Raw genomic sequence first — 21,883 nt, 5'->3', positions numbered from 1 at the left:
TCTATTTCTGAAGCCGTCGGCAAGCGTCTTCAAGCTGGTCCAGGGTCTTGTAGCTGATCAAAATGTTGCCACTCCCATCACCCTTATGAGTAATCTCAACCTTTAAGCCCAGCGAGTCCGACACGAGTTTCTCAAGGGCCCTCGTATCGGGATCCTTCTCGGGCTTTGGCTTTGTTGTACGCGGTGATGTGGCTCCGCGCGCCAGATTCTCTGCCTCGCGCACAGAAAGGCCAAGCTTGATAATCTTGTCCGCTAGTTCCGCAGGCGAATCGGTTGCGACCAGCGCACGCGCATGGCCGGCAGTTAGGCGCCCCTGCTCGATTTCCGCACGGACGATTTCAGGGAGGTTCATCAGCCGCAGCGTATTGGCAACATGGCTTCTGCTCTTTCCAATTGAATCGCCGAGCTGTTGCTGGGTGTATTTGAACTGCTCGAGCAGAAGACTATATGCCCGCGCTTCTTCGAGAGGATTGAGGTCGGATCGTTGAATATTCTCGATCAGGGCTATCTCGAGTGCCTCGCCGTCAGATAGCTCCCGTATGAGCACAGGCACGTCATGTACACCTGCCTTCTGTGCCGCTCTCCAACGCCGTTCACCGGCAACAATTTCGTAATCGCCATTGGCGATTGGCCGAACGACGATGGGCTGCAACAGGCCCTTCTCCCGAATCGATCTTGCAAGATCCTCGAGTTCTGGTTCGGCAAAGCTCTTCCGGGGATTGTTTGGGCTGGCCCTGAGCAGATCGATTGGCATGTGGCGAAGAGCGCGCAAGTCCTGCACGGCAGTGTCCTCGCTGGATCCCTCGCCGATCAGTGCTGCGAGGCCGCGGCCGAGCCGTTTCTTGGGGTTGCCTGCCATTTCCATATGTCGACCTGCTCTATCAAATCACTCGTTTCGGGCTCGAATCGGCTCAGGCCGCCCGCAGTTCACGTTCCCGCCGGATGATTTCTGAGGCGAGCCTGATATAGGCCTGTGAGCCGACACATGCATTGTCATAGAGGAGTACGGGTTTGCCGTGGGAGGGAGCTTCCGAAATGCGAACATTCCGGGGAATGACAGTCTGGTAGACTTTGTCTCCCAGCACGCTCCGAACATCCTCAGCCACCTGTTCGGAGAGATTGTTCCGGCGATCGAACATTGTCAGAACGACGCCTTGTATCGTCAGCCGGGGGTTCAGGTTGCTTTTGACGCGTTCGACTGTCTTTATGAGCTGACTCAGGCCCTCAAGAGCGAAAAACTCACACTGCAACGGTACGAGAATCGCATCGGCAGCGGATAGAGCATTGATGGTCAACAGATTGAGCGACGGTGGACAATCAACCAGCATATAGCTGTATGACCTGTTTGGGTCATCCGCCTTCGCAAGAGCCGCAATTGCATCAGCCAACCGATATGTCTTGCGGTCGATGTTTGCGAGCTCCAATTCGGCGCCCAGCAAATCCATAGTCGAGGGCGCACAGTGAAGCCGGGGAATGCCAGTATCCACGATGACATTGCGCATTGACGCTTCGCCCATCAGAACATGGTATGTCGATTTCTGCCCTGCCCTGCGTTGAACGCCCAGTCCAGTGCTGGCATTACCTTGGGGGTCGAGATCAACGATCAGGACACGTTCTCCCACGGCGGCGAGCGCCGTGCCCAGGTTGATGGCCGTCGTTGTCTTGCCAACGCCACCCTTCTGGTTTGCAACAGCCAAAACACGGGGGCCTGCCGGAGCGGATGAGCTGCCAGGGGAATGCTCAGACACGGATGGCCTCATGGAATTCGAGAATAACGCCGCGCGAATCGCACTGGCTTACATGCTTCTTGAACTTCATGTTCCAGCATTTTGTGGCTGCGGTCAATTCAACATCAACATCTTGCCCTTTATGAAAGAGGCCGATTGCCCCGTGAGACAAGAAAGGCTCCGCATATTCAAGGAGCAGAGGGAGCGGCGCGAGGGCGCGTGCGACGACACACTGAACGATCGGCACTGCCGGGTTATCTCTCAGAGTTTCGAGGCGAACCGTGTGTACCGATGCTCGCGTCTCCGTTTGCCGCGCGGCCTCCCGTAGAAAGGCAGCCTTCTTGGCATTGCTCTCATAAAGATGAGCTTCGAGATTTGCGGCCATGGCGATGACAAGCCCCGGAATTCCAGCTCCAGAACCGAGTTCCGCAATGTGTCGGGTGCCGGGAGGAAGCAGTGGGAGGAGTTGTAATGAATCGAGAATATGGCGGTCCCAGATTGAAGCCACGGTGGTTGGCCCGATCAAATTGATCCGCCGCTGCCAATTCAGCAGGAGCGCGACGTAGGTTTTGATCTTTACCCGTGACTCACGTGAAACACTGTATTCCGCCAGGATGCTGTCTGCGGGTTCTGTCATGCGGCGGACTGCCGGCCTCTTCGTCTGACGTGGCTAAGAATAACGGCCAGTGCTGCCGGCGTCATGCCCTCGATGCGGGAAGCCTGTCCCAGCGTGGCTGGTCTAACCCTCACCAGCTTTTGCCGCAACTCGGATGACAGGCTCGGCATGGAAGCGTAGTCAAGCGAGCCCGGTAGTACCAGTTTATCTTCTTTCCGGAGCGCAGCAATATCCGCCTGCTGCCGTTCGATATAGCCAGAATAGAGGGCTTCCGCCTCCAGAGCTTCGACAACGTCGGCAGTTAATGCAGATAGCTCCGGCCAGATCTTCGTTACACCTGGCCACCCGATATCGGGCACACTCAAGAGATCGAGAGCGGTACGCCGCACGCCGTCCTGATTTATCTTAAAATCAATACGAACAGCCTCACTTGAAGTCAGGGAGAGAAACTTCGCATGCGCCAAGGCAGAGCTGATTGCCTGCTCGCGCTGAAGAAACAACGCGCCACGTTCCTGGCATACTAAACCGGCTTTAATCCCCAACGGCGTGAGCCTAAGGTCAGCATTGTCAGCCCGAAGCGATAGGCGATATTCGGCACGCGACGTGAACATTCTGTATGGTTCGGTTACGCCCTTTGTAACCAAATCATCAATCATTACGCCAATATATGCGCTGGCGCGGTCGAAAATGAGCGGCTCTCCCCCACTCGCCTTTCGGGCTGCGTTCGCACCAGCCATCAGTCCTTGTGCTGCGGCTTCTTCATAGCCCGTTGTGCCATTGATTTGCCCCGCAAGAAACAGGTTAGGCAATTTCTTGACCTCAAGAGACGACAGAAGTTCTCGAGGGTCGACATAGTCATATTCGATGGCATAGCCCCAACGCTTAATCCTGACTTTCCCAAGCCCAGGCATTGTGCGAATAAAGGCTTCTTGAACATCCTCCGGCAGTGAGGTTGAAATCCCATTGGGATAGACCGTGTCGTCGTCGAGACCCTCAGGCTCCAGGAAAACCTGATGACTTTCCTTGTCTCTGAACCGCTGAACCTTGTCCTCAATCGATGGACAATAGCGTGGACCCACGCCTTCGATCTGCCCCGAATAGAGTGGGGAGCGGTGCAAATTTTCCAAAATTAACTGATGACCCTCAGGGGTCGTCGAGGAGATGAAGCAGGAGAGCTGCGGAGTGTCAATCCTGCGGGTTAGGAAGGAGAAGGGCACTGGCACATCGTCCCCCTTCTGCTCCTCCAGCTCGCTCCAGGAAATTGTCTTTCCATCAAGCCGCGCAGGTGTACCCGTCTTGAGCCGGGCGAGCGTGAGCCCAGCGGCGAGCAGTTGCTCTGACAGGCCTTTGCTAGGCGGTTCGCCGTGTCTCCCCGCAGGGATCTGACGCTCGCCAATATGGATCAGACCATTCAAGAACGTGCCGGTTGTCAGAACAATGGCTCCACAACGAAACGCCTGGCCATCCTGACAGGTGACGCCAACCACTGTGCCATGCTCGATGAGTAATCCGGTGACAGTTGCTGCAATGACGGTAAGATTGTCCTGCTCAGAAATGGCTTCCTGCATTGCCTGACGATATAGTTTTCGATCGGCTTGCGCGCGCGGCCCGCGAACGGCCGGCCCCCTTGAGCGATTCAATAAGCGGAACTGAATACCTGCTCGATCAGCAATCCGGCCCATCAGACCATCGAGAGCGTCAATTTCCCGAACCAAGTGTCCCTTGCCAAGCCCCCCGATGGCGGGATTGCATGACATCTCCCCGATTGTGCCCATCCGATGCGTCAGCAAGGCTGTCCGTGCACCAGACCGCGCCGCAGCCGCAGCCGCTTCAGTGCCGGCGTGTCCACCACCGATGACAATAACATCAAAACTGCTCATGTGGCCTGTCTCTAATGCAAGTCGGCCGTGCCGTCAAAACCCCACACTGTTTCACGTGAAACAGCAGCTACTTTCCGATGCAGAAGCGGCTGAAAATAACGCCTAGCCACTCTTCCACGTCCACTCGGCCCGTCAGTCTGCCAATTTCCTCTGCGGCTAATCTCAAAATTTCCGCTTTGAGCTCAAGCCCCGCACTGCTCACAGCAAGACAATCGTTCAGCAGCCGAATCGATTCAATCACCACTGCTTGTTGCCTCGCTGAAACAATGAGAGCTGAGTCAACGTCACCGAAACGATTGCCAAGCATGGCCTGCAGCGCGTCAACAAACCCCTCAATACCTTGTCCAGTTCGGGCAGAAATGGAATGGTAAGCAATATTTTCGGCGTGATTCACGAGGGGTCGACGAAGATCGCATTTGTTACGAACCACAATATCGGGACACCGAACAGGATCCGGGTTTTCACTGCCAAAAACATCATCTGACCACACCCAGACCAGCACATCGGCTTGTGCCATATGATGTCTGGACCGTCGCATTCCTTCCGCTTCTACAGCGTCCGACGCTGCAAACCTTAACCCTGCTGTATCTGTCAGAATGATGGGTATGCCGTTGAGATCCAGCGAAACCTCAATTGAGTCACGGGTCGTGCCTGGAACGTCAGAAACAATTGCGACTTCGCGTCGGGCCAAATGATTGAGAAGACTGGATTTACCGGTATTTGGATGCCCAGATAACACAACGCGCACGCCGTCCCGAACAACCTCAGCTGTTTTCGAACGCGCGAGAGCAGCCGTTATGCTCTGCAGGAGGGCTTCGATCTGCCCGTCAACTCCCTGTATGGCGGTGACTGCAATGTCAGCCTCGTCAGCAAAATCCACAGCGGCTTCAATGTCAGCACGTATTGAAAGAAGTTGCCCACGCCAGCTTTCGAAAGTGGAACTCGCTTCGCCTGTCATCTGACGCATTGCTTGTTCGCGCTGGCTTGCTGTCCTTGCATCGAGAAGATCCGCCAGACCTTCTACTTCAATGAGATCCAGCTTTCCCTTTACAAAGGCACGCCTTGTGAACTCCCCCGGCTCCGCAGGTCGCACCCCTGGCTGGTGATTGAGGTAAGCCATCACGGCGGCCACAACACTCGGGCTTCCGTGCAGATGAAGCTCAGCGCAATCTTCACCAGTGAAGGAGAGCGGGGCGGGTAGCCACACCACCACCGACCGGTCCAACACTTCGCCTGTCTGGCTGTTCCGGAGCGTCCGCAGAGCAAACTCGCGAGCAGAAGGCAACGCTCCGACCAAACTTTCGAGAACTGCTCCTGCAGATCCACCCGAGATTCGTAGGATGGCTATCGCTGCCCGCCCTAGCCCCGAGGACAAGGCGAAAATCGTATCGCTATTGGTCATTTCGACCTCGAATCGAAGTCAGAAATACTTCTAGGCGTTCATGGAATCGAAGAAATCGCTGTTCCCCTTCGTCTGGCGAAGCTTGTCGAGCAGGAATTCAATCGCGTCCACGGTGCCCATGGGATTGAGGATCCTGCGGAGAACATAGGTTTTCTTCAGAAGCTCAGGCTTTACAAGAAGCTCTTCCTTACGGGTGCCGGAGCGCAGGATGTCAATCGCCGGGAACACGCGCTTATCGGCCACCTTACGGTCCAGAATAATCTCGGAGTTGCCCGTGCCCTTGAATTCCTCGAAAATCACCTCGTCCATGCGGCTGCCTGTGTCGATGAGGGCCGTTGCGATGATGGTGAGGGATCCGCCCTCTTCAATGTTACGGGCGGCACCGAAGAAGCGTTTGGGCCGCTGAAGTGCGTTCGCGTCCACACCACCAGTCAACACCTTGCCGGAAGACGGCACGACCGTGTTATAGGCGCGGCCAAGACGAGTGATCGAATCTAACAGGATGACGACGTCACGCCCATGCTCAACCAATCGCTTGGCTTTCTCGATCACCATCTCCGCAACCTGAACATGTCGAGAGGCCGGCTCATCAAAGGTAGAACTGATGACCTCGCCTTTCACCGAACGTTGCATGTCAGTCACCTCTTCCGGCCGCTCGTCAATGAGCAGCACGATGAGATAGCACTCCGGATGATTGGCTGTGATCGCATGGGCAATGTTCTGCAGAAGGACGGTCTTGCCCGTCCGAGGCGGCGCCACAATCAACCCGCGCTGACCCTTTCCGAGAGGGGAGACGATATCAATGACGCGGGAAGAATAATCCTTCTTCGTCGGATCACCGGTCTCCATTTCGAGTCGCTCGTCAGGATAGAGCGGGGTTAGATTGTCAAAATGAACCTTATGGCGGGTCTTTTCAGGGTCCTCGAAATTGATCAGATTGACCTTCACGAGGGCGAAATAGCGCTCACCCTCCTTCGGGCTGCGGATCTGACCTTCAACGGTGTCGCCGGTGCGCAGCGTGAATTTCCGGATCTGGCTCGGGCTGATATAGATATCATCAGGGCCGGCCAAATAGTTGGCATCCGGCGAACGCAAGAAGCCAAATCCATCCTGCAGGACTTCAACCACGCCTTCGCCAATGATGTCCACATCTCGGCCGGCCAGATTCTTCAGTATCGCAAACAGCAACTCCTGCTTGCGCAGAGCACTGGCGTTTTCAACTTCCAGTTCTTCTGCCAAGGACACGAGCTCAGCCGGTGTCTTCAACTTGAGATCCTGAAGCTTGATCTCTTTCAGCTCAGCAATATCGGTCATTAATCTTTTCACAATGGGGAGTTCCGGCCCGATGGCGGGAACGTTGAGGCGGGAAAACGCATCAAGCCGAAGCGATGCGAAGCAATACCAATATAGCGGGTTGGAGCCGGTCCGCCAACAAGAAACTCAAAATGGCTTCAGCACAACGAAAATGACGATCCCGAGCAGCAAAACCGTAGGGATCTCGTTGATGACCCGGAAATAACGGCTAGTTCGAGTTTCCCGGTCCTCCCGAAAGCGCACACTATGCATTTCAAGAAGGCCGTGGAACACCAGCATGCCAATCACGAAGAGCAGCTTCAGCATCAGCCAAACCGGCATCGGGTGGCCCCACCCACCCATATGAATTAGCACCAATCCAGTCGCCAAAGTCACGATTGCCGCAGGTCTCATAATCGCGCGCAACAAACGTCTCTCCATCACCAAAAAGACCCTGGTGACTTCCGTTTTCCCAGCGTTTTCAGAATGATATACAAAAAGCCGAGGTAGATAAAACAGGCCCGCCATCCAGGAAATGACTGCTAGAATATGTACTGCCTTCAGCCAGAGATAGGAATCACCCATCGCAGCGCCGTATCGCATCAACCGCTGCACCAACAACGGCAGGATCTGTTCCCTGCCGAATGCCGTGGCCAAGATTGAATATATGCCGCTGTGGATCGATGCTGCCGCAAATCCTCCTGACCTCCGCCTCGACAACCTCGCCACCCGCAAGCAAGGCCACAGGATCAAGATTTCCCTGAGCGACAATGCCGTCAGGAAGCTCGGAGAGATCGAACTCGGTCTCAAGGCCAATAGCGTTGGCGCCAGGAATGGCTGCAGCCCTTCTCTGCGCGCTGCCAATGCCGCGGGCAAATACAATCACCGGCAGTTCTGGATGCCGCTTCTTCAGCCCGGCTACAATCTGCGTAATCGGTCTCAAAACAAAATCTTCAAGCTCAGTACCGGTGAGGTCTCCAGCCCAAGAATCGAAGATTTGGACGGCCTGAGCACCCGCATCGGCCTGAGCTGCGAGATAGTCGATCGACTCATTCACCAGCCTGTCGATGAGCGCGCAAAACCAGGGTTGCCGCTGATACGCGGCGATCTTTGCCATTACGCGGTCAGAGCTACCGCCGGCCACCATATAGCTGGCCACAGTCCAGGGGGCCCCGCAAAAACCGATCAGCGCTAGATGGGAGGAAAGCGCATCCCGGGTCAGACGAACCGTCCGGCAAACTTGGATCACCTCATGTGTGCCCGCAACCGGCTTCAACGCCTCAACCTCAGCCATGCTCCGGACAGTCGTCAGAATGGGTCCTTCGCCTTCAGCAAAGTGCAAAGACAGACCCATCGCATGGGGAACAACCAGAATATCCGCAAAAAGAATGGCAGCGTCGAGATCATATCGGCGCAAAGGCTGCAGGGTTACCTCCGCTGCCAAGTCAGGATTATAGCAAAGATCCAGAAAGGAACCGGCCTTCTCCCTCACAGCCCTGTACTCGGGAAGATACCGACCTGCCTGTCTCATGAACCAGACGGGGCGGCGCTGCGCACGTTTCCGGCCAAGTACGTCGAGCAATGCACTGCGGGGTGCCTCGGCATCCCTTCCCTTATCTATCATTCTATCTCTTCTTGTAGCTTTTGTTTGGGGCTGGTTAAGCGGGATACAACCCAATCCAATGATCGTCCACAGGTCAAGCACAACTATACGGGTGCAAACGCTCGTGTCGAACGTTAACGAAAAATTAAGACGTGTTAACAGATCGTTAATGAACTAGAAGAGCGATGGGGCGCCCCTAACTACAAGTCCAGGCCGGCGCGTTGTCCACAGCTCTGATCCGGTTCCTCCCGAACCAGTCAAACTGTGGATGGCGGGCAGGACAAACCGCGGGTTAGCACCGCAGCCTTTGAGTTATCCCGGTGGTCCACAATTCATCCACAGCATGATACAGCCTGGTTCACAGCGATTTTTCCATCTTCACCTCGTGTCGGACGCGACAGGGGAGACGCTAAACACTGTCGCAAAGGCTGCCGCCGCTCAATATTCGGACTTCCGGCCCATTGCCCATATCTACGCGCTGGTTAGAACACCTTCACAGCTGAACCGTGCATTGCGCGAAATCGAGGAACAGCCGGGAATCGTGCTCTTCACCTTGATCAATCCGGATATTCGCCATCATCTGGAGCGCCAATGCGAGGCCATGGGCGTCCCCTGCCTGTCGATTCTGGATCCAATCATCACGATCCTATCCCAGTACCTCAATGCGACGTCACGCCCGCAAGTGGGCGGACAGCATGCACTCAACTCCGATTACTTCCGACGCATCGATGCCCTGAACTTCACAATGGCGCATGATGACGGACAAAGCATCGACGACATCGAAAAATCTGATGTCATCATACTGGGCGTAAGCCGGACGTCGAAAACGCCGACATCGATCTATCTTGCGCAGCGCGGCATTCGCGTGGCTAATATCCCGATCGTGCCGGGCGTTCCGGTGCCACAGAAATTGATGACCGTCAAAGTGCCAGTGGTCGTTGGACTTATCGCCAGTGCCGAACGGATTGCGCAAATTAGGCGCCATCGGCTTCTTTCGTTGAAGGAGAGCCGGTCGACCGATTACGTAGATCCGCGGCAAATCACCGATGAACTCATGAACATGAAAACGCTCTGCTCCAATAACGATTGGCCAATGATCGATGTCACGCGCCGTTCCGTTGAGGAAACTGCGGCGTCCATTCTGAACATGCTGTCCGAAAGCAAACGGTTGGACAAATGAAATGCTGATTCTTGCTTCAACGAGCAAAACCAGGATAGCCATGCTGCGGAATGTCGGCCTCGACTTTTCAATCGAGGCGCCACAGATCGATGAGTCAGCGCTCGTGGCAGGTCATCCCGAGTGGCTGCCGAGGGAAGTTGCTTTGAAGCTTGCGGACGCCAAAGCACGTGACGTCTCTAAGCACTACCCTGACGCCACCGTAATTGGAGCGGACCAGGTCCTCGCCTTCGGCACAAGAATCTATTCCAAGCCGCGCGATCTTGCGCACTGCCGGCAACAACTCGCGGAACTGCGGGGAAAGACGCACACGCTGATTTCCGGGGTCGCCGTTGCGCGAAATGGAGCGAGCCAGTGGACGCACCATGACGAAGCATCGCTGACAATGCGAGAATTCAGTGAAAGCTTCCTCACCTCCTATCTCGATGCGGTGGGCGACGATTGCACCACCTCAGTGGGTGGATACAAGATCGAAGCCCGTGGTGCACAATTTTTTCGCGAGATCAAAGGCGATCACTTCACCATTCTCGGGCTTCCGCTTCTGGCCTTGCTGGAATGGCTTCGCCAGGCGGGAGAGATCGAGTGTTGATCAAGTCTTGCGTCATCGGCTGGCCCATCAGCCACTCTCGCTCCCCTCTCATCCACGGCTATTGGTTGAAGCAGCTTGGAATCGACGGCAGCTATACGCGCCAGCCAGTTGAACCTTCGGCCCTGGCAGGCTTTATTCGTGGTCTTTCTGACGCTGGGTATGCGGGATGTAATGTCACTCTTCCACACAAGGAAGATGCCTTTCGTCTGATCCTCCCGGCCGATGCCTCGACCGAGAGGTTGGGTGCCGTGAACACCATTTACTTACGAGATGGCAGGGTCTTTGGAACCAATACGGACGGCGAAGGATTCATCAATAGCCTCATGGACTCCCAGCCCGGGCTTTCCCTCAAGAATTCCCGTGCTGTGGTGCTCGGAGCGGGAGGTGCCTCTATCGCCATCGTGAATGTTCTGCTGGAACAGGGTGTGTCTGAGGTCGCAATCGCAAATCGCACCCGGGCGAAGGCTCAGCTGCTGCGTGATCAATTTGGTTCCCGCGTTATGCCCGTCGACTGGGACACTGCGGCTGATCACCTCTCTGAGTGCAGTCTTCTCGTTAATACGACCTCTCTGGGGATGAAGGGACAGGCAGATCTTGTCATTGATCTCTCACGCCTCCCGATCGATGCGGTGGTAACAGACATCGTTTACACACCGCTCCGGACCAAGCTTCTCATGGATGCCGCTCAACGTGGACATGGGGTTGTCGAAGGGCTGGGAATGCTCCTGCATCAGGCGGTTCGAGGGTTTTCACTCTGGTTCGGTGAGATACCCCGCGTAAATCCGGACCTTTATGATCTCGTTGCGCGCGACATTGATCCGGCTTACGCCCGATGATTGTTGCTGGTCTCACGGGATCGATTGCCATGGGCAAATCTGAGACAGCGAAGATCTTCGCAGGGCGTGGTGTTCCTGTCTTTGACAGTGATGCGGCTGTCCACCAGATTTATGGCAGAGGCGGCGAAGCAGTGGAGGCTATTCGAGCGATAGCGCCTACCGCGATTTTTGACGAATGCGTCAATCGGCAAGCCTTGGCAGGATTGGTTCAAAGTGACCCAGCCCTCCTCAAGCACATCGAAGGCATCGTACATCCCCTGGTAAAGCGGAAACAACTGTCGTTTTTGGCAGATGCGAAAGCTCGTGGTGCAGCCCTGGCAGTACTGGATATTCCTCTCTTGTTTGAAACTGGCCGGGAAAGAGATGTTGATGTTGTCATTGTCGTCTCCACCGGTGCAGAGTTGCAGCGCCAGCGCGCGCTCGCAAGACCTGGCATGACAGCGGAAAAACTCGCCTTCATCCTGTCGCGCCAATTGCCGGATGATCAAAAGCGGGCCCGGGCTGATTATGTGATAGACACGTCGGAGAGCATCGAATCGACGGCGCACGAGGTGGATCGTGTGATTGCCTGTTTGACGGAGAAGGCCAAGGGTTGAGCATGTTGCGTGAAATCATTCTCGATACGGAAACAACCGGGCTCGACCCATCAACGGGAGATCGTGTCGTCGAGATCGGCGCGGTGGAACTCCTCGATCACCTGCCTACTGGCCGGACCTTCCATGTCTACATAAATCCCGAGCGTGACATGCCGCGGGAGGCCGAAGCAGTGCACGGGCTTTCCTCGGCCTTCTTAAGGGACAAACCCGTTTTCGCCGCCATCGCACAGCCGTTTCTGGATTTCATCGGGGATGCAACCCTCGTCATCCACAACGCCAGCTTTGATGTCGCATTCCTCAATGCGGAACTGGGTTTCCTGCGCTTGCCGTCCATTCCTCCGGAACGCGTTGTCGACACACTGCACATCGCGCGGCAGAAACACCCCGGTGCGGCGAACAGCCTTGACGCACTGTGCCGCCGCTATGGTGTGGACAACAGCAAGCGCACCAAACATGGGGCACTGCTCGACTCGGAGCTATTGGCCGAGGTCTATCTTGAACTCCTTGGCGGACGTCAGACGGCTCTGATCCTGGAGGCGGCCGTCACCAAGAGAGCAACAACGGTGATCGCGACCCAGATCAACATCCATCGCCCGCGGCCCCTGCCGCCAAGGCTAACGGAGGAAGAACGGATTGCGCATGCCGCTTTCGTTACCAGCCTCGGTGAGTACGCCCTCTGGAAACCCGGCCTGAACTAGGCCTGGCCCATCGTCTGTTGTTGCAGACGGCGCTGATACATTGACGCGAAATCAATTGGATCCAGCATGAGAGGCGGGAAGCCGCCGTTGCGCGTCGCCTCTGCGAGGATCTGGCGGGCAAAGGGGAATAGCATCCGCGGGCATTCGATGAGCACAGCCGGGTGGAGCATCTGCTGTGGGAAGTTCTCCAGCCGGAAGGTACCAGCGTAAACGATCTCAGCAGCGAAGGTTACCTTGTCGCCTGATGTGGCTTTAGCATCAAGGTGAAGTTCCACCTCGAAATCAGTGTCAGCCAGCGGCCTGGCGTTTACATTTACCGAGATAGCGATGTCAGGCTGGCCATCCTGATGGCCGAGCGACTGCGGCGCGTTGGGATTTTCGAAGCTCAGATCCTTCAGGTATTGGCCCAGAACCCGAACGGATGGCTGGCCCTGTGTTGCCTGGCCGGTGCCGCTGCTCTGTATGCTTTCAGGCTGTGTGGACCCGTTCTCGTGGGTCTCGGGAGCGGTATCGGACTTAGGTGGCTTGGACATCATGGGCCTCTTTCAAGAATCGGCCTTGGCTAACATGTGCTACTCGGTGCCGCAAGACGGGACAGACTTCGGGATTCAGGGTTTAGAGGTCCCCTCGTGCTCCGCCGGTCCAATATCTGCAGTAATCTCGATTGCCTCGGCGTCTATCACGCGGTCGTACCGGCGTTCCGGGGCAGTGGCCGATGAAAAGGTTTTGACCCGGATTTTCGACCGAAGCCAACGCCTCACCGGTGGCAGAAGCACGAGAATACCAAAGATATCACTGAGAAAGCCAGGTATCAGGAACAAGAGACCGGAAAGAACCCGGCTTACGGCAACCTCACCCACACCCTGCATGGGTGTGGCCGTCTGAACGGGAGACCGTAAGGCTCCCAAGACACTCGTGCCTGCGGCTTTGATCAGGCTGACGCCAATGAACCCGCCGCCCAACAACAGAAGCAGCGTTGGCAGAAGGCCCAAGGCTCCGCCTACCCAGACAATGGTGGCGATTTCCAGGGCAAAACCCGTCAGCAGTAAAAGTGGAAGCAAACGTAACATATGAGGAGGTGAGTCCTTTGGCCTTGGACCTCGGAGGTCCGTTCTATATATAGGGGACCGTGTGGGCTGCGCCACTTTCCTGCTAAGCGCAGCCTTCGAAACCCGGAAATCTGGTTGATGGAATGAGTTTTGATCCGCTGAACATACTCTTACTGGCCGTCGCCCTCGTGGTGTTCTGGCGGCTGAAATCTGTGCTCGGCACCAGAACCGGCACCGAAAAGCCGCCCTTCGAACCCTTCGAAACGAAACGGAACGAAACGCCGGCGCAAGATGGTCCTGGAACTGTTGTCCGCTTTCCGCAGAACGGAACGCAGCCTGCGTCCGCAATACTGGACCAGGAACCACCTCCTCCCGTTTGGGCAGGTTTCGCCGAGGCAGGTTCCGGCCTTGCAACATCTCTCGAGAAAATTGTGGAAGCTGACCCGACTTTTTCCCCTCGCGCATTCGTCGAGGGGGCAAAGCTCGCTTATGAGTCGATCCTTGATGCATTCGCCAAGGGCGACAAGGCCGCTCTGAAGAACCTTCTCTCCAAAGATGTTTTTGACGGTTTTGCGCGAGCCATCGACAGCCGCACATCTCTCGGTCAAAGAGTCGAATCTCGTTTTGTCGGCATCAACAACGCCACAATTCAGCAGGCAAGTTTGAGCGGCAGCAGGGCCAACGTCACAATGGCCTTCGCCAGTGAGCTCATCACCGCTACCTATGACAAGGCTGGCCAGCTTGTCGACGGAGATCCCAAGCAAATCAAGGATGTAGATGACGTCTGGACTTTCGAGAGGGACGTCACCTCCCGCAACCCCAACTGGAAACTCGTGGCCACTCAGGCCCCGGCCTAACCCGAGGCGAATGGTCCATGAACGCCAATCTCTCTCGCGTGGCGTTCACGGACATCCCGGGCTGGGCGCAGCATGACCCCACCGCTGCATTTTTAGCTTTTCGCCGGTCATGCCAGGAGATGCTTGAACAGGGCACCGGCTTTTCGCGCGCGGTGAAGTTCGGTGGGAGCCCCTCCTCTTGGCGGGAGGTTTGTGTTGCAGCCTTTGAAACGCAACATGCTCAGGAATTCTTCGAATCCCGGTTCAGCGCATGGCAGGTTAAGGACGGCGAACGCCCTGATGGACTTTTCACTGGTTATTTCGAGCCTGAAGTTGAAGGAAGCCGCAGTGGCGGCCCCGGTTTTCACGTTCCGATCTATCGCCGTCCAGACGATCTCGTTGCGTTCACTGGCGAGGAACAGCGGCAAACAGGTCTCACGGTCGGCCGCCGTATCAGAGGTGCGGCCCAACCTTACCTAACGCGCCGGGAGATCGAAGGCGGTGCACTCACCGGACAAGACCTTGAGATCGTTTGGCTCAAGGATTGGGCGGACGCATTCTTCATCCAGATTCAGGGGTCGGGCCGCGTGCGCTTCTCCGATGGGAGTTCAATGCGCCTCTCCTTCGCTGCCAAATCGGGACTGCCATACACCGGAATTGGCGGATTGCTGGTGGACCGGGGCGTGCTTGGACCCGATGAAGTATCGATGCAGACGATCCGCAAATGGATGACGGCGCATCCCATCGATGCCCGCACCCTTATGTGGGAGAACCAGTCCTTCGTGTTCTTCCGTGATGTCAAGCTTGAGGATCCGCATCTTGGCGCACTGGGCGCCCAGCATGTACAGCTGACCCCCCAGCGGAGCCTCGCTGCCGACCGTTTCCTTTGGATGTTCGGAACGCCGGTGTGGTTGGACACGCAGGTTCCTACTGGCGATGAACGGCGGCCGGCGGAATTTCGCCAGCTCCTCATTGTGCAGGATACGGGGAGCGCCATCAAAGGCTTGGCGCGGGGTGACGTCTATTGGGGGTTCGGAGAAGAAGCTGCGCGCGTGGCGGGACCCATGAAGAGCGAGGGCCGCATGACTGTGCTGCTGCCTCATGCCGTTGCCGCCGAGCTGGGGTTGGAAACGTGAGCCGGAAGCCGCCGGATTATGATCTCTGGCTGGAGATGGCAAAGAGCATCAAGCCCCTTCGTCATCGTGCGTCTCGACACCCGGTGTCGCCTTCCTCGGTTACCGTTCTTCCTGCCAAGAAACATGTGAACTTGCCGTCCAGTCCCCATGTGCCGGTACCCACAGCGCATCGCAAGCCGCCGCCGCAGATTACTGGTCTCGACCGGCGAACGACTCAGCGGTTAACGCGGGGACAGGTGGAAATCGAGCGCCGGCTCGATCTCCATGGCACAGGCATCGAAATGGCACGCATAACCCTCCTGGGCTTCCTTAGGGACGCACAGATGTCGGGCACCCGCAACGTGCTTATCATAACGGGAAAGGGCGACTCTCCTTTCGCCCGACATACCTTGCATGGCGCGGATCACTTTCACGCGCCGGAACGTGCCGGTAGGCTTCGCCGCCTTGCCACCGAATGGTTTCACGAGCCGGAGTTCCGAAGTCTTGTTGCTGGTTTCCAGCCAGCCCATCCCAAGCATGGCGGCGGAGGTGCCTACTATGTGCGGATTAGGCGCATCCGGGAGGACCTATGACGCCGTTTGGCGACAGGATGCGGAAACTCCGCGCCGAACGCGGCGTGACACTCAAAGAAATGGCCGAGGCGATCGGTGTGTCTTCCGCCTATCTTTCGGCTTTAGAGCACGGAAAGCGCGGCCGTCCCGGCTGGCATCTTATTCAACGCATTCTCACGTTCTTCAACGTTATTTGGGATGAGGCCGACGAAGTCGTGCGGCTGGCGCGGATTTCGCATCCTCGCATCACAATCGACACTGCAGGGCTGAACCCAAAGGCCACCGAACTTGCGAACCGCCTTGCAGATGACATCGGAAAGCTTGATGCCGCTACCCTGGATGAACTGCTGGCAAGCCTGGGCCGTCAACGCCGCAGGCCTAAAGGATGAACTTTGAGAGGTCAGCGTTTTTCGCGAGCTGGCCTACGTGCTGATCCACATAGGAGCTGTCTATCGTGAGGCTCTCGCCGGAACGGTCAGGTGCAGCGTAGCTCACGTCATCCAGCAGGCGCTCCATGACGGTTTGTAGACGGCGGGCGCCGATGTTTTCCACGCTCGCATTGGTGTCGGCAGCAATCTGGGCAATAGCCGCGATACCATCTTCTGTAAAATCGAGGGTCACGCCTTCGGTTGCCAGAAGTGCGCGATACTGTTTGATGAGGCTCGACTCTGGCTCCGTCAAAATCCGCTGCAGATCTTCACGGTTCAGCGCCTTCAATTCTACGCGGATTGGCAGCCGTCCCTGAAGTTCGGGAAGAAGATCGGATGGCTTCGCGATGTGGAAGGCTCCCGATGCGATGAACAAGATGTGGTCTGTCCTCACCGGCCCATGCTTTGTTGAAACGGTCGTGCCCTCGATCAGCGGCAGAAGGTCCCTTTGCACGCCTTCGCGGCTGACGTCGGCACCCTGCCGCTCAGACCGGGCGCAGATCTTGTCAATTTCATCAAGGAAGACGATACCATTGTTTTCAACGGCATCGATCGCCTCTTGCACGATCTGATCCTGATCGAGCAGCTTGTCGGATTCTTCCGCCAGCAGTATTTCGTGACTGGCCTTCACGCTCATGCGCCGTGATTTGGTGCGTCCGCCGAACGCCTTGCCGAGCATGTCAGACAGGTTTACGACGCTGGCGGATCCACCGGGCATGCCGGGTATCTCGAAGCTTCCCGTACCATTGTCCGCGACCTGAACCTCGATTTCCCGTTCGTCAAGTTCGCCGGCGCGTAGCTTGCGCCGGAAGGCTTCACGCGTTGTCTCGGATGCATTGCTGCCGACGAGAGCATCAACGACACGTCTTTCAGCATTAAGTTGCGCCTGAGCCTCAACGTCCTTCCGGCGTGCGGCTTTCGTCATAGCGATGCCCGATTCCACGAGATCGCGCACGATCTGATCCACGTCACGTCCAACATATCCGACTTCAGTGAATTTGGTCGCTTCCACCTTCAGAAAGGGTGCATTGGCGAGCCTTGCCAAGCGCCGGGCGATTTCGGTTTTGCCTACGCCTGTGGGGCCAATCATGAGGATGTTCTTGGGGCTCACCTCATCTCTCAGCGGCTGTTGAAGCTGCTTTCTGCGCCAGCGATTGCGCAGCGCAATGGCGACGGCCCGCTTGGCCTCGGTCTGGCCGACGATGTGACGATCAAGTTCGGAGACGATCTCGCGTGGGGAAAAATCTGTCATAATGTTCTCGAGTTTCCTCAGGCCGTGGCCAAGGTTTCAACCGTGAGATTGTTGTTGGTGTAGACGCAGATCTCGGCTGCGATGGCCATCGCCCTGCGGGCAATCGTCTCTGCATCCAGGTCACTGTCTGCCAGAGCACGAGCCGCGGCGAGAGCGTAATTGCCGCCAGAACCAATCGCAATAATGCCCTTCTCTGGTTCGAGAACATCGCCCGTGCCCGTGAGCACGAGGGTCACCGTCCTATCGGCAACGATCATCATGGCTTCCAGGCGGCGCAGATAACGGTCGGTCCGCCAGTCCTTTGCCATGTCCACGCAGGCGCGGGTGAGTTGATTGGGGTACTGTTCCAGTTTCGTTTCCAGGCGTTCAAACAGCGTCATCGCATCAGCGGTGGCTCCGGCGAAGCCGCCGATGACGGCGCCAGCCCCCAAGGGCCGAACCTTGCGGGCGTTGCCCTTGATTATCGTTTGACCGAGGCTGACCTGGCCGTCTCCGGCAATCACGACCCTATCTCCCTTTCTTACGGAGAGGATGGTCGTGCCGTGCCAAGTCGGGGGCTCTGACATGGGAATTCCTTTCAGTTCAGCGGTGCTGATGTAAGCCTACAGCGGGCCAAAGAAAAGGCAGACTTGGCCAATTCTCGTTGCATCTGCTAAGAGGCGCATCATTCTCCAGCTGGACGCCGAAAACGATGCGCAAAGCCTCGATCGATCGCAAGACGACAGAAACCGGAATTTCCGCCATTATTGACCTTGATGGAACGGGTCTCTTCGACGTGAAGACCGGCGTTGGCTTTCTCGACCATATGTTGGAACAGTTCTCCAGGCATTCACTGATTGATTTGACGCTGTTGGCAGAAGGCGACCTTCACATCGACTTTCACCATACGGCCGAAGATTCCGGTATTGCCATCGGCCAGGCCGTTTCCAAGGCGTTGGGCGAACGGAAGGGCATCCGCCGTTACGCTAGCGTCGACCTCCCCATGGACGGCACGCTCACCCGGGCGGCGGTGGATGTGTCTGGCAGGCCGTTCCTCGTCTGGAAGGTCAATTTCACGGCCCAAAAAATCGGGGATTTTGACACGGAATTGGTGCGAGAATGGTTCCAGGCCTTCACCATGAATGCAGGCATTACACTTCACATCGAGACGTTCTACGCCGACAACAACCATCACATTGCGGAATCCTGCTTCAAAGCAATGGCGCGGGCACTGCGCCAGGCTATTGAGATCGATCCGCGCCAGAAGGACAAGATCCCTTCAACCAAGGGATCGCTCGCAGGCTGATGACGATTTTTTCAGTTCTTGAGGCACCCGGTGGCAAGCCGGAAGACGCAGTCTTCGTCCCTGAAGGCTTCTCCTGGGGCGCGTTCTTGTTTTCCGTCCTCTGGGCGTTGTGGCAGCGGATGTGGGTGGTATCCCTCTTGCTGTTTGCCGTTTTGGCGCTGCTGGTTGTGGCGGTAAATCTGCACTGGCTGGAATCTGGCGCTGCGGCATTGTGCCAGTTCGGCGTTGCCCTACTCTTTGGATTCGAAGCCAGAAGCCTTCAGGTTCAGTCGCTGGAGCGAGCCGGTTTCCGCCTCGCGACTTTCGTGCAGGCAAGCACGCGGCAGGCAGCGGAACTCACTCATTTTTTCAGCCGTGCGTCTACAGTACATGCCGTGATCCCCACCCGCTATCAAGCCGCCCACAATGATACGCTGGGCCTGTTTGGCAATGTCTGAGGTTAGGGCATGAGCCTCGCTATCATCGATTACGGCTCCGGAAACCTGCATTCTGCCGCCAAGGCCTTCGAACGGGCCGCGCATGATCATGGGCTGTCGACTTGCATCAACGTGACATCCGATCCGGACATGTTGCGCAAAGCAGACCGCATCGTGCTGCCAGGCGTGGGGGCCTTCAAGGATTGCTGCAATGGTCTCCTGTCAGTTCCCGGACTCCGGCAAACGCTGGAGGCGGAAGTAATGCAGAAGGGCAAGCCCTTCTTTGGAATTTGCGTAGGAATGCAGCTTATGGCTTCGAGAGGGCTTGAGCACGACATAACCGAAGGGTTCGGATGGATTCCCGGCGATGTGAAGCCGATCGTTCCGCAGGATGCATCTTTCAAAATTCCGCATATGGGTTGGAATACGCTGAACGAGCTGCGGCCACATGCGCTGCTGAACGGATTAGCGCTGGGTGACAAAGGGCTTCATGCCTATTTTGTCCACTCCTACTACCTTGATGCCACAGATGCCTCAGACATCGCCGCGACGACCGAGTATGGCACGGCGATTACTGCTGTTGTGGGCCGGGACAACCTCTTCGGCACACAATTCCACCCCGAGAAGAGCCAGGCGCTGGGGCTCGCTCTTCTCGCAAATTTTCTGAGGTGGCGTCCATGATCCTGTTTCCCGCCATCGATCTCAAAGACGGCCAATGTGTAAGACTGAAGCTGGGGGACATGAACCAGGCGACAGTCTTCAATGATGATCCTGCTGACCAAGCGAGGAGATTCGAACAACAGGGTTTTGAATGGTTGCACATTGTCGATCTCAACGGAGCCTTCGCTGGAAAGTCGGTGAATGGCAATGCCGTGGAGACCATTCTCAAGACTGTGCACCTTCCTGTTCAGTTGGGGGGAGGTATCCGTAGCCTCGTTCAGATCGAGGCCTGGCTGCTGAGGGGCGTCAGCCGCGTGATTTTGGGCACCGTTGCACTACGTGATCCCGCATTGGTGCGGGAGGCCTGCAGACTGTTCCCGGGCCGCATTGTTGTCGGAATTGATGCGAAGAGCGGAAGAGTCGCCGTTGAAGGGTGGGCAGAGACGACGGATCTTGCTGCAATAGATCTGGCTAGGCAATTTGCTGATGCCGGCGTCTCGGCCATCATTTATACTGATATCGATCGGGACGGTATGTTGAAGGGGCTGAACATCGAGTCGACACTTGATCTGGCAAAGGCCATCAAGATCCCTGTCATTGCCAGCGGCGGCCTGGCATCAATGGACGACATTCGTCGCCTGATGCTTCCAGACTGCCAACATCTGGAGGGGGCGATATCTGGCCGCGCCATCTATGATGGCCGGATTGACGTGACTGAAGCATTGCGGTTGTTCAAGGGTTTGCGCAAATGCTGAAAGCCCGCCTTATTCCATGCCTCGATGTGAAGGACGGCCGCGTGGTCAAGGGCGTGAATTTTGTCGATCTTCGCGATGCGGGCGATCCCGTAGAAATCGCCAAGGCTTACGACGCAGCGGGAGCAGACGAACTCTGCTTTCTTGACATCACCGCGACGCATGAGAACCGTGGAATCATCTTTGATGTTGTGCAGCGTACGGCCGAGGCTTGCTTCATGCCTCTCACCGTCGGGGGTGGTGTTCGTACGCTGGAGGATATCCGGAAGCTGTTGCTCGCAGGCGCAGACAAGGTGTCGATCAATTCCGCCGCCGTCGCCGACCGTGATTTTGTGCGGCAGGCTGCAGAAAAATTCGGCGCGCAGTGCGTGGTCGTTGCCATCGATGCAAAACAGATATCTCCCGGGCACTGGGAAATTTTCACGCATGGTGGCCGGCAGCCCACAGGCATCGATGCAGTGGAGTTTGCCCGGGAAGTGGTCTCACGGGGTGCGGGAGAGCTCTTGCTCACGTCAATGGATCGAGACGGCACTGGCAAGGGTTTCGACATTGATTTGACCCGCGCCGTGGCTGATGCGGTCAGCGTGCCTGTTGTCGCTTCAGGCGGTGTAGGCACTCTCGAACATCTGGTTTCAGGTATTCGAGACGGACATGCGGGCGCCGTGCTCGCCGCCTCGATCTTTCATTTCGGGACTTACTCCATCGGAGAGGCCAAGCACCATCTGGCGGCTGCAGGCATCCCCATGCGGCTTACTTAGGATATCATTCATGACCGACCACAGGCTCGATGTTCTGGCTGCGCTGGCGAATGAAATCACAGAGCGCAGGGCCCAATCGCCGGAGCAGTCTTACACAGCGAAGCTTCTGAACCAAGGTGTCGAAAAATGCGCAAAGAAGCTAGGTGAGGAAGCAGTGGAAACCGCGCTTGCGGCAGTGCTACGGGACAAGAAACACATTGCTGCTGAATCCGCTGATCTGCTCTATCACCTGCTCGTTCTGCTTGAGGCAACGGAAGTTCCGCTTGCGGACGTGATGGCCGAGCTCGCCCGCCGTCAAGGCGTGAGCGGTATCATTGAAAAGGCCTCGCGCCCCAGGGACTGA

The 21,883-nt window shown here is 56.7% G+C and carries 27 protein-coding genes; 15 read left to right on the top strand and 12 right to left on the bottom strand.

Going from position 1 to position 21,883, the window contains the following annotated elements:
• Nucleotide 1: 1 nt before the first annotated feature.
• From ACO06F_RS12180 to hemE, 8 genes are all read right to left on the bottom strand, one after another.
• Nucleotides 2-865, bottom strand: a complete 864-nt coding sequence (locus tag ACO06F_RS12180; RefSeq protein WP_421693021.1) for a ParB/RepB/Spo0J family partition protein — start codon at nucleotides 863-865, stop codon at nucleotides 2-4.
• 46 nt (nucleotides 866-911) lie between these two features.
• Nucleotides 912-1,760: a ParA family protein gene (locus ACO06F_RS12175; RefSeq protein WP_421693020.1), complete on the bottom strand. Its 849-nt coding sequence runs from the start codon at nucleotides 1,758-1,760 to the stop codon at nucleotides 912-914.
• Nucleotides 1,741-2,364, bottom strand: a complete 624-nt coding sequence (gene rsmG / locus ACO06F_RS12170) for a 16S rRNA (guanine(527)-N(7))-methyltransferase RsmG (RefSeq protein WP_421693019.1) — start codon at nucleotides 2,362-2,364, stop codon at nucleotides 1,741-1,743. The genes ACO06F_RS12175 and rsmG overlap by 20 nt, the downstream gene beginning before the upstream one ends.
• Nucleotides 2,361-4,223, bottom strand: coding sequence for a tRNA uridine-5-carboxymethylaminomethyl(34) synthesis enzyme MnmG (gene mnmG / locus ACO06F_RS12165; protein ID WP_421693018.1), 1,863 nt, complete (start codon nucleotides 4,221-4,223; stop codon nucleotides 2,361-2,363). Before mnmG ends, rsmG begins: the two co-directional genes overlap by 4 nt.
• A gap of 67 nt (nucleotides 4,224-4,290) precedes the next feature.
• Nucleotides 4,291-5,625: a tRNA uridine-5-carboxymethylaminomethyl(34) synthesis GTPase MnmE gene (gene mnmE, locus ACO06F_RS12160; protein WP_421693017.1), complete on the bottom strand. Its 1,335-nt coding sequence runs from the start codon at nucleotides 5,623-5,625 to the stop codon at nucleotides 4,291-4,293.
• 30 nt (nucleotides 5,626-5,655) lie between these two features.
• Nucleotides 5,656-6,921, bottom strand: coding sequence for a transcription termination factor Rho (gene rho / locus ACO06F_RS12155; protein WP_421696675.1), 1,266 nt, complete (start codon nucleotides 6,919-6,921; stop codon nucleotides 5,656-5,658).
• A 144-nt stretch (nucleotides 6,922-7,065) separates the two neighbouring features.
• Nucleotides 7,066-7,503, bottom strand: coding sequence for a protoporphyrinogen oxidase HemJ (gene hemJ, locus ACO06F_RS12150; protein WP_421693016.1), 438 nt, complete (start codon nucleotides 7,501-7,503; stop codon nucleotides 7,066-7,068).
• On the bottom strand, nucleotides 7,496-8,542 hold the full coding sequence (gene hemE, locus ACO06F_RS12145; protein ID WP_421693015.1) for a uroporphyrinogen decarboxylase: 1,047 nt from the start codon (nucleotides 8,540-8,542) through the stop codon (nucleotides 7,496-7,498). Before hemE ends, hemJ begins: the two co-directional genes overlap by 8 nt.
• A 322-nt stretch (nucleotides 8,543-8,864) precedes the next feature.
• Here hemE and ACO06F_RS12140 point away from each other — a divergent pair, with 322 nt between their 5' ends.
• Genes ACO06F_RS12140 through dnaQ form a run of 5 tightly spaced genes read left to right on the top strand, consistent with a single transcriptional unit; the run spans nucleotide 8,865 to nucleotide 12,417 of the window.
• The gene (locus ACO06F_RS12140; RefSeq protein WP_421696674.1) at nucleotides 8,865-9,701 is read left to right on the top strand and encodes a pyruvate, water dikinase regulatory protein; all 837 of its coding nucleotides are present in this window, start codon (nucleotides 8,865-8,867) and stop codon (nucleotides 9,699-9,701) included.
• Nucleotide 9,702: 1 nt separating this feature from the next.
• On the top strand, nucleotides 9,703-10,287 hold the full coding sequence (locus ACO06F_RS12135; protein WP_421693014.1) for a Maf family protein: 585 nt from the start codon (nucleotides 9,703-9,705) through the stop codon (nucleotides 10,285-10,287).
• On the top strand, nucleotides 10,254-11,123 hold the full coding sequence (locus ACO06F_RS12130) for a shikimate dehydrogenase (RefSeq protein WP_421693013.1): 870 nt from the start codon (nucleotides 10,254-10,256) through the stop codon (nucleotides 11,121-11,123). Before ACO06F_RS12135 ends, ACO06F_RS12130 begins: the two co-directional genes overlap by 34 nt.
• Nucleotides 11,120-11,719 (top strand): dephospho-CoA kinase, encoded by a 600-nt coding sequence (gene coaE, locus ACO06F_RS12125; protein WP_421693012.1) that lies wholly within the window; start codon nucleotides 11,120-11,122, stop codon nucleotides 11,717-11,719. The genes ACO06F_RS12130 and coaE overlap by 4 nt, the downstream gene beginning before the upstream one ends.
• A gap of 5 nt (nucleotides 11,720-11,724) precedes the next feature.
• Complete coding sequence (gene dnaQ, locus ACO06F_RS12120; RefSeq protein ID WP_421696673.1) at nucleotides 11,725-12,417, top strand: DNA polymerase III subunit epsilon; 693 nt, start codon at nucleotides 11,725-11,727, stop codon at nucleotides 12,415-12,417.
• Here dnaQ and secB read toward each other — a convergent pair.
• Entirely contained in the window at nucleotides 12,414-12,953 is a 540-nt protein-coding gene (gene secB, locus ACO06F_RS12115; RefSeq protein ID WP_421693011.1) for a protein-export chaperone SecB, read from the bottom strand. The genes dnaQ and secB overlap by 4 nt on opposite strands.
• A gap of 72 nt (nucleotides 12,954-13,025) precedes the next feature.
• On the bottom strand, nucleotides 13,026-13,487 hold the full coding sequence (locus ACO06F_RS12110) for an FxsA family protein (RefSeq protein ID WP_421693010.1): 462 nt from the start codon (nucleotides 13,485-13,487) through the stop codon (nucleotides 13,026-13,028).
• Nucleotides 13,488-13,609: 122 nt separating this feature from the next.
• On the opposite strand from ACO06F_RS12110, the gene ACO06F_RS12105 reads away from it, so the two are divergent.
• Genes ACO06F_RS12105 through ACO06F_RS12090 form a run of 4 tightly spaced genes read left to right on the top strand, consistent with a single transcriptional unit; the run spans nucleotide 13,610 to nucleotide 16,378 of the window.
• A complete protein-coding gene (locus ACO06F_RS12105; protein ID WP_421693009.1) occupies nucleotides 13,610-14,323 on the top strand; it encodes a Tim44/TimA family putative adaptor protein in 714 nt (237 codons plus the stop codon).
• Between the two features lie 17 nt (nucleotides 14,324-14,340).
• The gene (locus ACO06F_RS12100; protein WP_421693008.1) at nucleotides 14,341-15,438 is read left to right on the top strand and encodes a murein transglycosylase A; all 1,098 of its coding nucleotides are present in this window, start codon (nucleotides 14,341-14,343) and stop codon (nucleotides 15,436-15,438) included.
• A gap of 35 nt (nucleotides 15,439-15,473) precedes the next feature.
• Complete coding sequence (locus ACO06F_RS12095) at nucleotides 15,474-16,010, top strand: Smr/MutS family protein (RefSeq protein ID WP_421696672.1); 537 nt, start codon at nucleotides 15,474-15,476, stop codon at nucleotides 16,008-16,010.
• Nucleotides 16,007-16,378 (top strand): helix-turn-helix domain-containing protein, encoded by a 372-nt coding sequence (locus ACO06F_RS12090; RefSeq protein WP_421693007.1) that lies wholly within the window; start codon nucleotides 16,007-16,009, stop codon nucleotides 16,376-16,378. Before ACO06F_RS12095 ends, ACO06F_RS12090 begins: the two co-directional genes overlap by 4 nt.
• On the opposite strand, the gene hslU is transcribed toward ACO06F_RS12090, so the two are convergent.
• A complete protein-coding gene (gene hslU, locus ACO06F_RS12085) occupies nucleotides 16,368-17,669 on the bottom strand; it encodes an ATP-dependent protease ATPase subunit HslU (protein ID WP_421693006.1) in 1,302 nt (433 codons plus the stop codon). The two genes, ACO06F_RS12090 and hslU, sit on opposite strands and share 11 nt — an antisense overlap.
• 17 nt (nucleotides 17,670-17,686) lie before the next feature.
• Nucleotides 17,687-18,235 (bottom strand): ATP-dependent protease subunit HslV, encoded by a 549-nt coding sequence (gene hslV, locus ACO06F_RS12080; protein ID WP_421693005.1) that lies wholly within the window; start codon nucleotides 18,233-18,235, stop codon nucleotides 17,687-17,689.
• A 125-nt stretch (nucleotides 18,236-18,360) separates the two neighbouring features.
• Between hslV and hisB the strand changes: the two genes are divergently transcribed.
• From hisB to ACO06F_RS12050, 6 genes are read left to right on the top strand one after another with little or no spacing between them, the layout of a single operon-like run.
• Nucleotides 18,361-18,954, top strand: a complete 594-nt coding sequence (gene hisB / locus ACO06F_RS12075; RefSeq protein ID WP_421693004.1) for an imidazoleglycerol-phosphate dehydratase HisB — start codon at nucleotides 18,361-18,363, stop codon at nucleotides 18,952-18,954.
• Entirely contained in the window at nucleotides 18,954-19,391 is a 438-nt protein-coding gene (locus tag ACO06F_RS12070; RefSeq protein ID WP_421693003.1) for a DUF2628 domain-containing protein, read from the top strand. The genes hisB and ACO06F_RS12070 overlap by 1 nt, the downstream gene beginning before the upstream one ends.
• Nucleotides 19,392-19,400: 9 nt before the next feature.
• Nucleotides 19,401-20,051 carry an imidazole glycerol phosphate synthase subunit HisH gene (hisH, locus tag ACO06F_RS12065; protein WP_421693002.1) on the top strand — a complete coding sequence of 217 codons (651 nt, stop codon included), beginning with the start codon at nucleotides 19,401-19,403 and terminating at the stop codon, nucleotides 20,049-20,051.
• Entirely contained in the window at nucleotides 20,048-20,785 is a 738-nt protein-coding gene (gene hisA / locus ACO06F_RS12060) for a 1-(5-phosphoribosyl)-5-[(5-phosphoribosylamino)methylideneamino]imidazole-4-carboxamide isomerase (protein ID WP_421693001.1), read from the top strand. Before hisH ends, hisA begins: the two co-directional genes overlap by 4 nt.
• On the top strand, nucleotides 20,779-21,540 hold the full coding sequence (hisF, locus tag ACO06F_RS12055; protein WP_421693000.1) for an imidazole glycerol phosphate synthase subunit HisF: 762 nt from the start codon (nucleotides 20,779-20,781) through the stop codon (nucleotides 21,538-21,540). The genes hisA and hisF overlap by 7 nt, the downstream gene beginning before the upstream one ends.
• A 10-nt stretch (nucleotides 21,541-21,550) precedes the next feature.
• Nucleotides 21,551-21,883: a phosphoribosyl-ATP diphosphatase gene (locus tag ACO06F_RS12050; RefSeq protein ID WP_421692999.1), complete on the top strand. Its 333-nt coding sequence runs from the start codon at nucleotides 21,551-21,553 to the stop codon at nucleotides 21,881-21,883.

The organism is Aestuariivirga sp. (genome assembly GCF_965227715.1).
Classification (GTDB): domain Bacteria; phylum Pseudomonadota; class Alphaproteobacteria; order Rhizobiales; family Aestuariivirgaceae; genus Aestuariivirga.
This window is presented reverse-complemented; position numbering and strand designations above follow the sequence as displayed.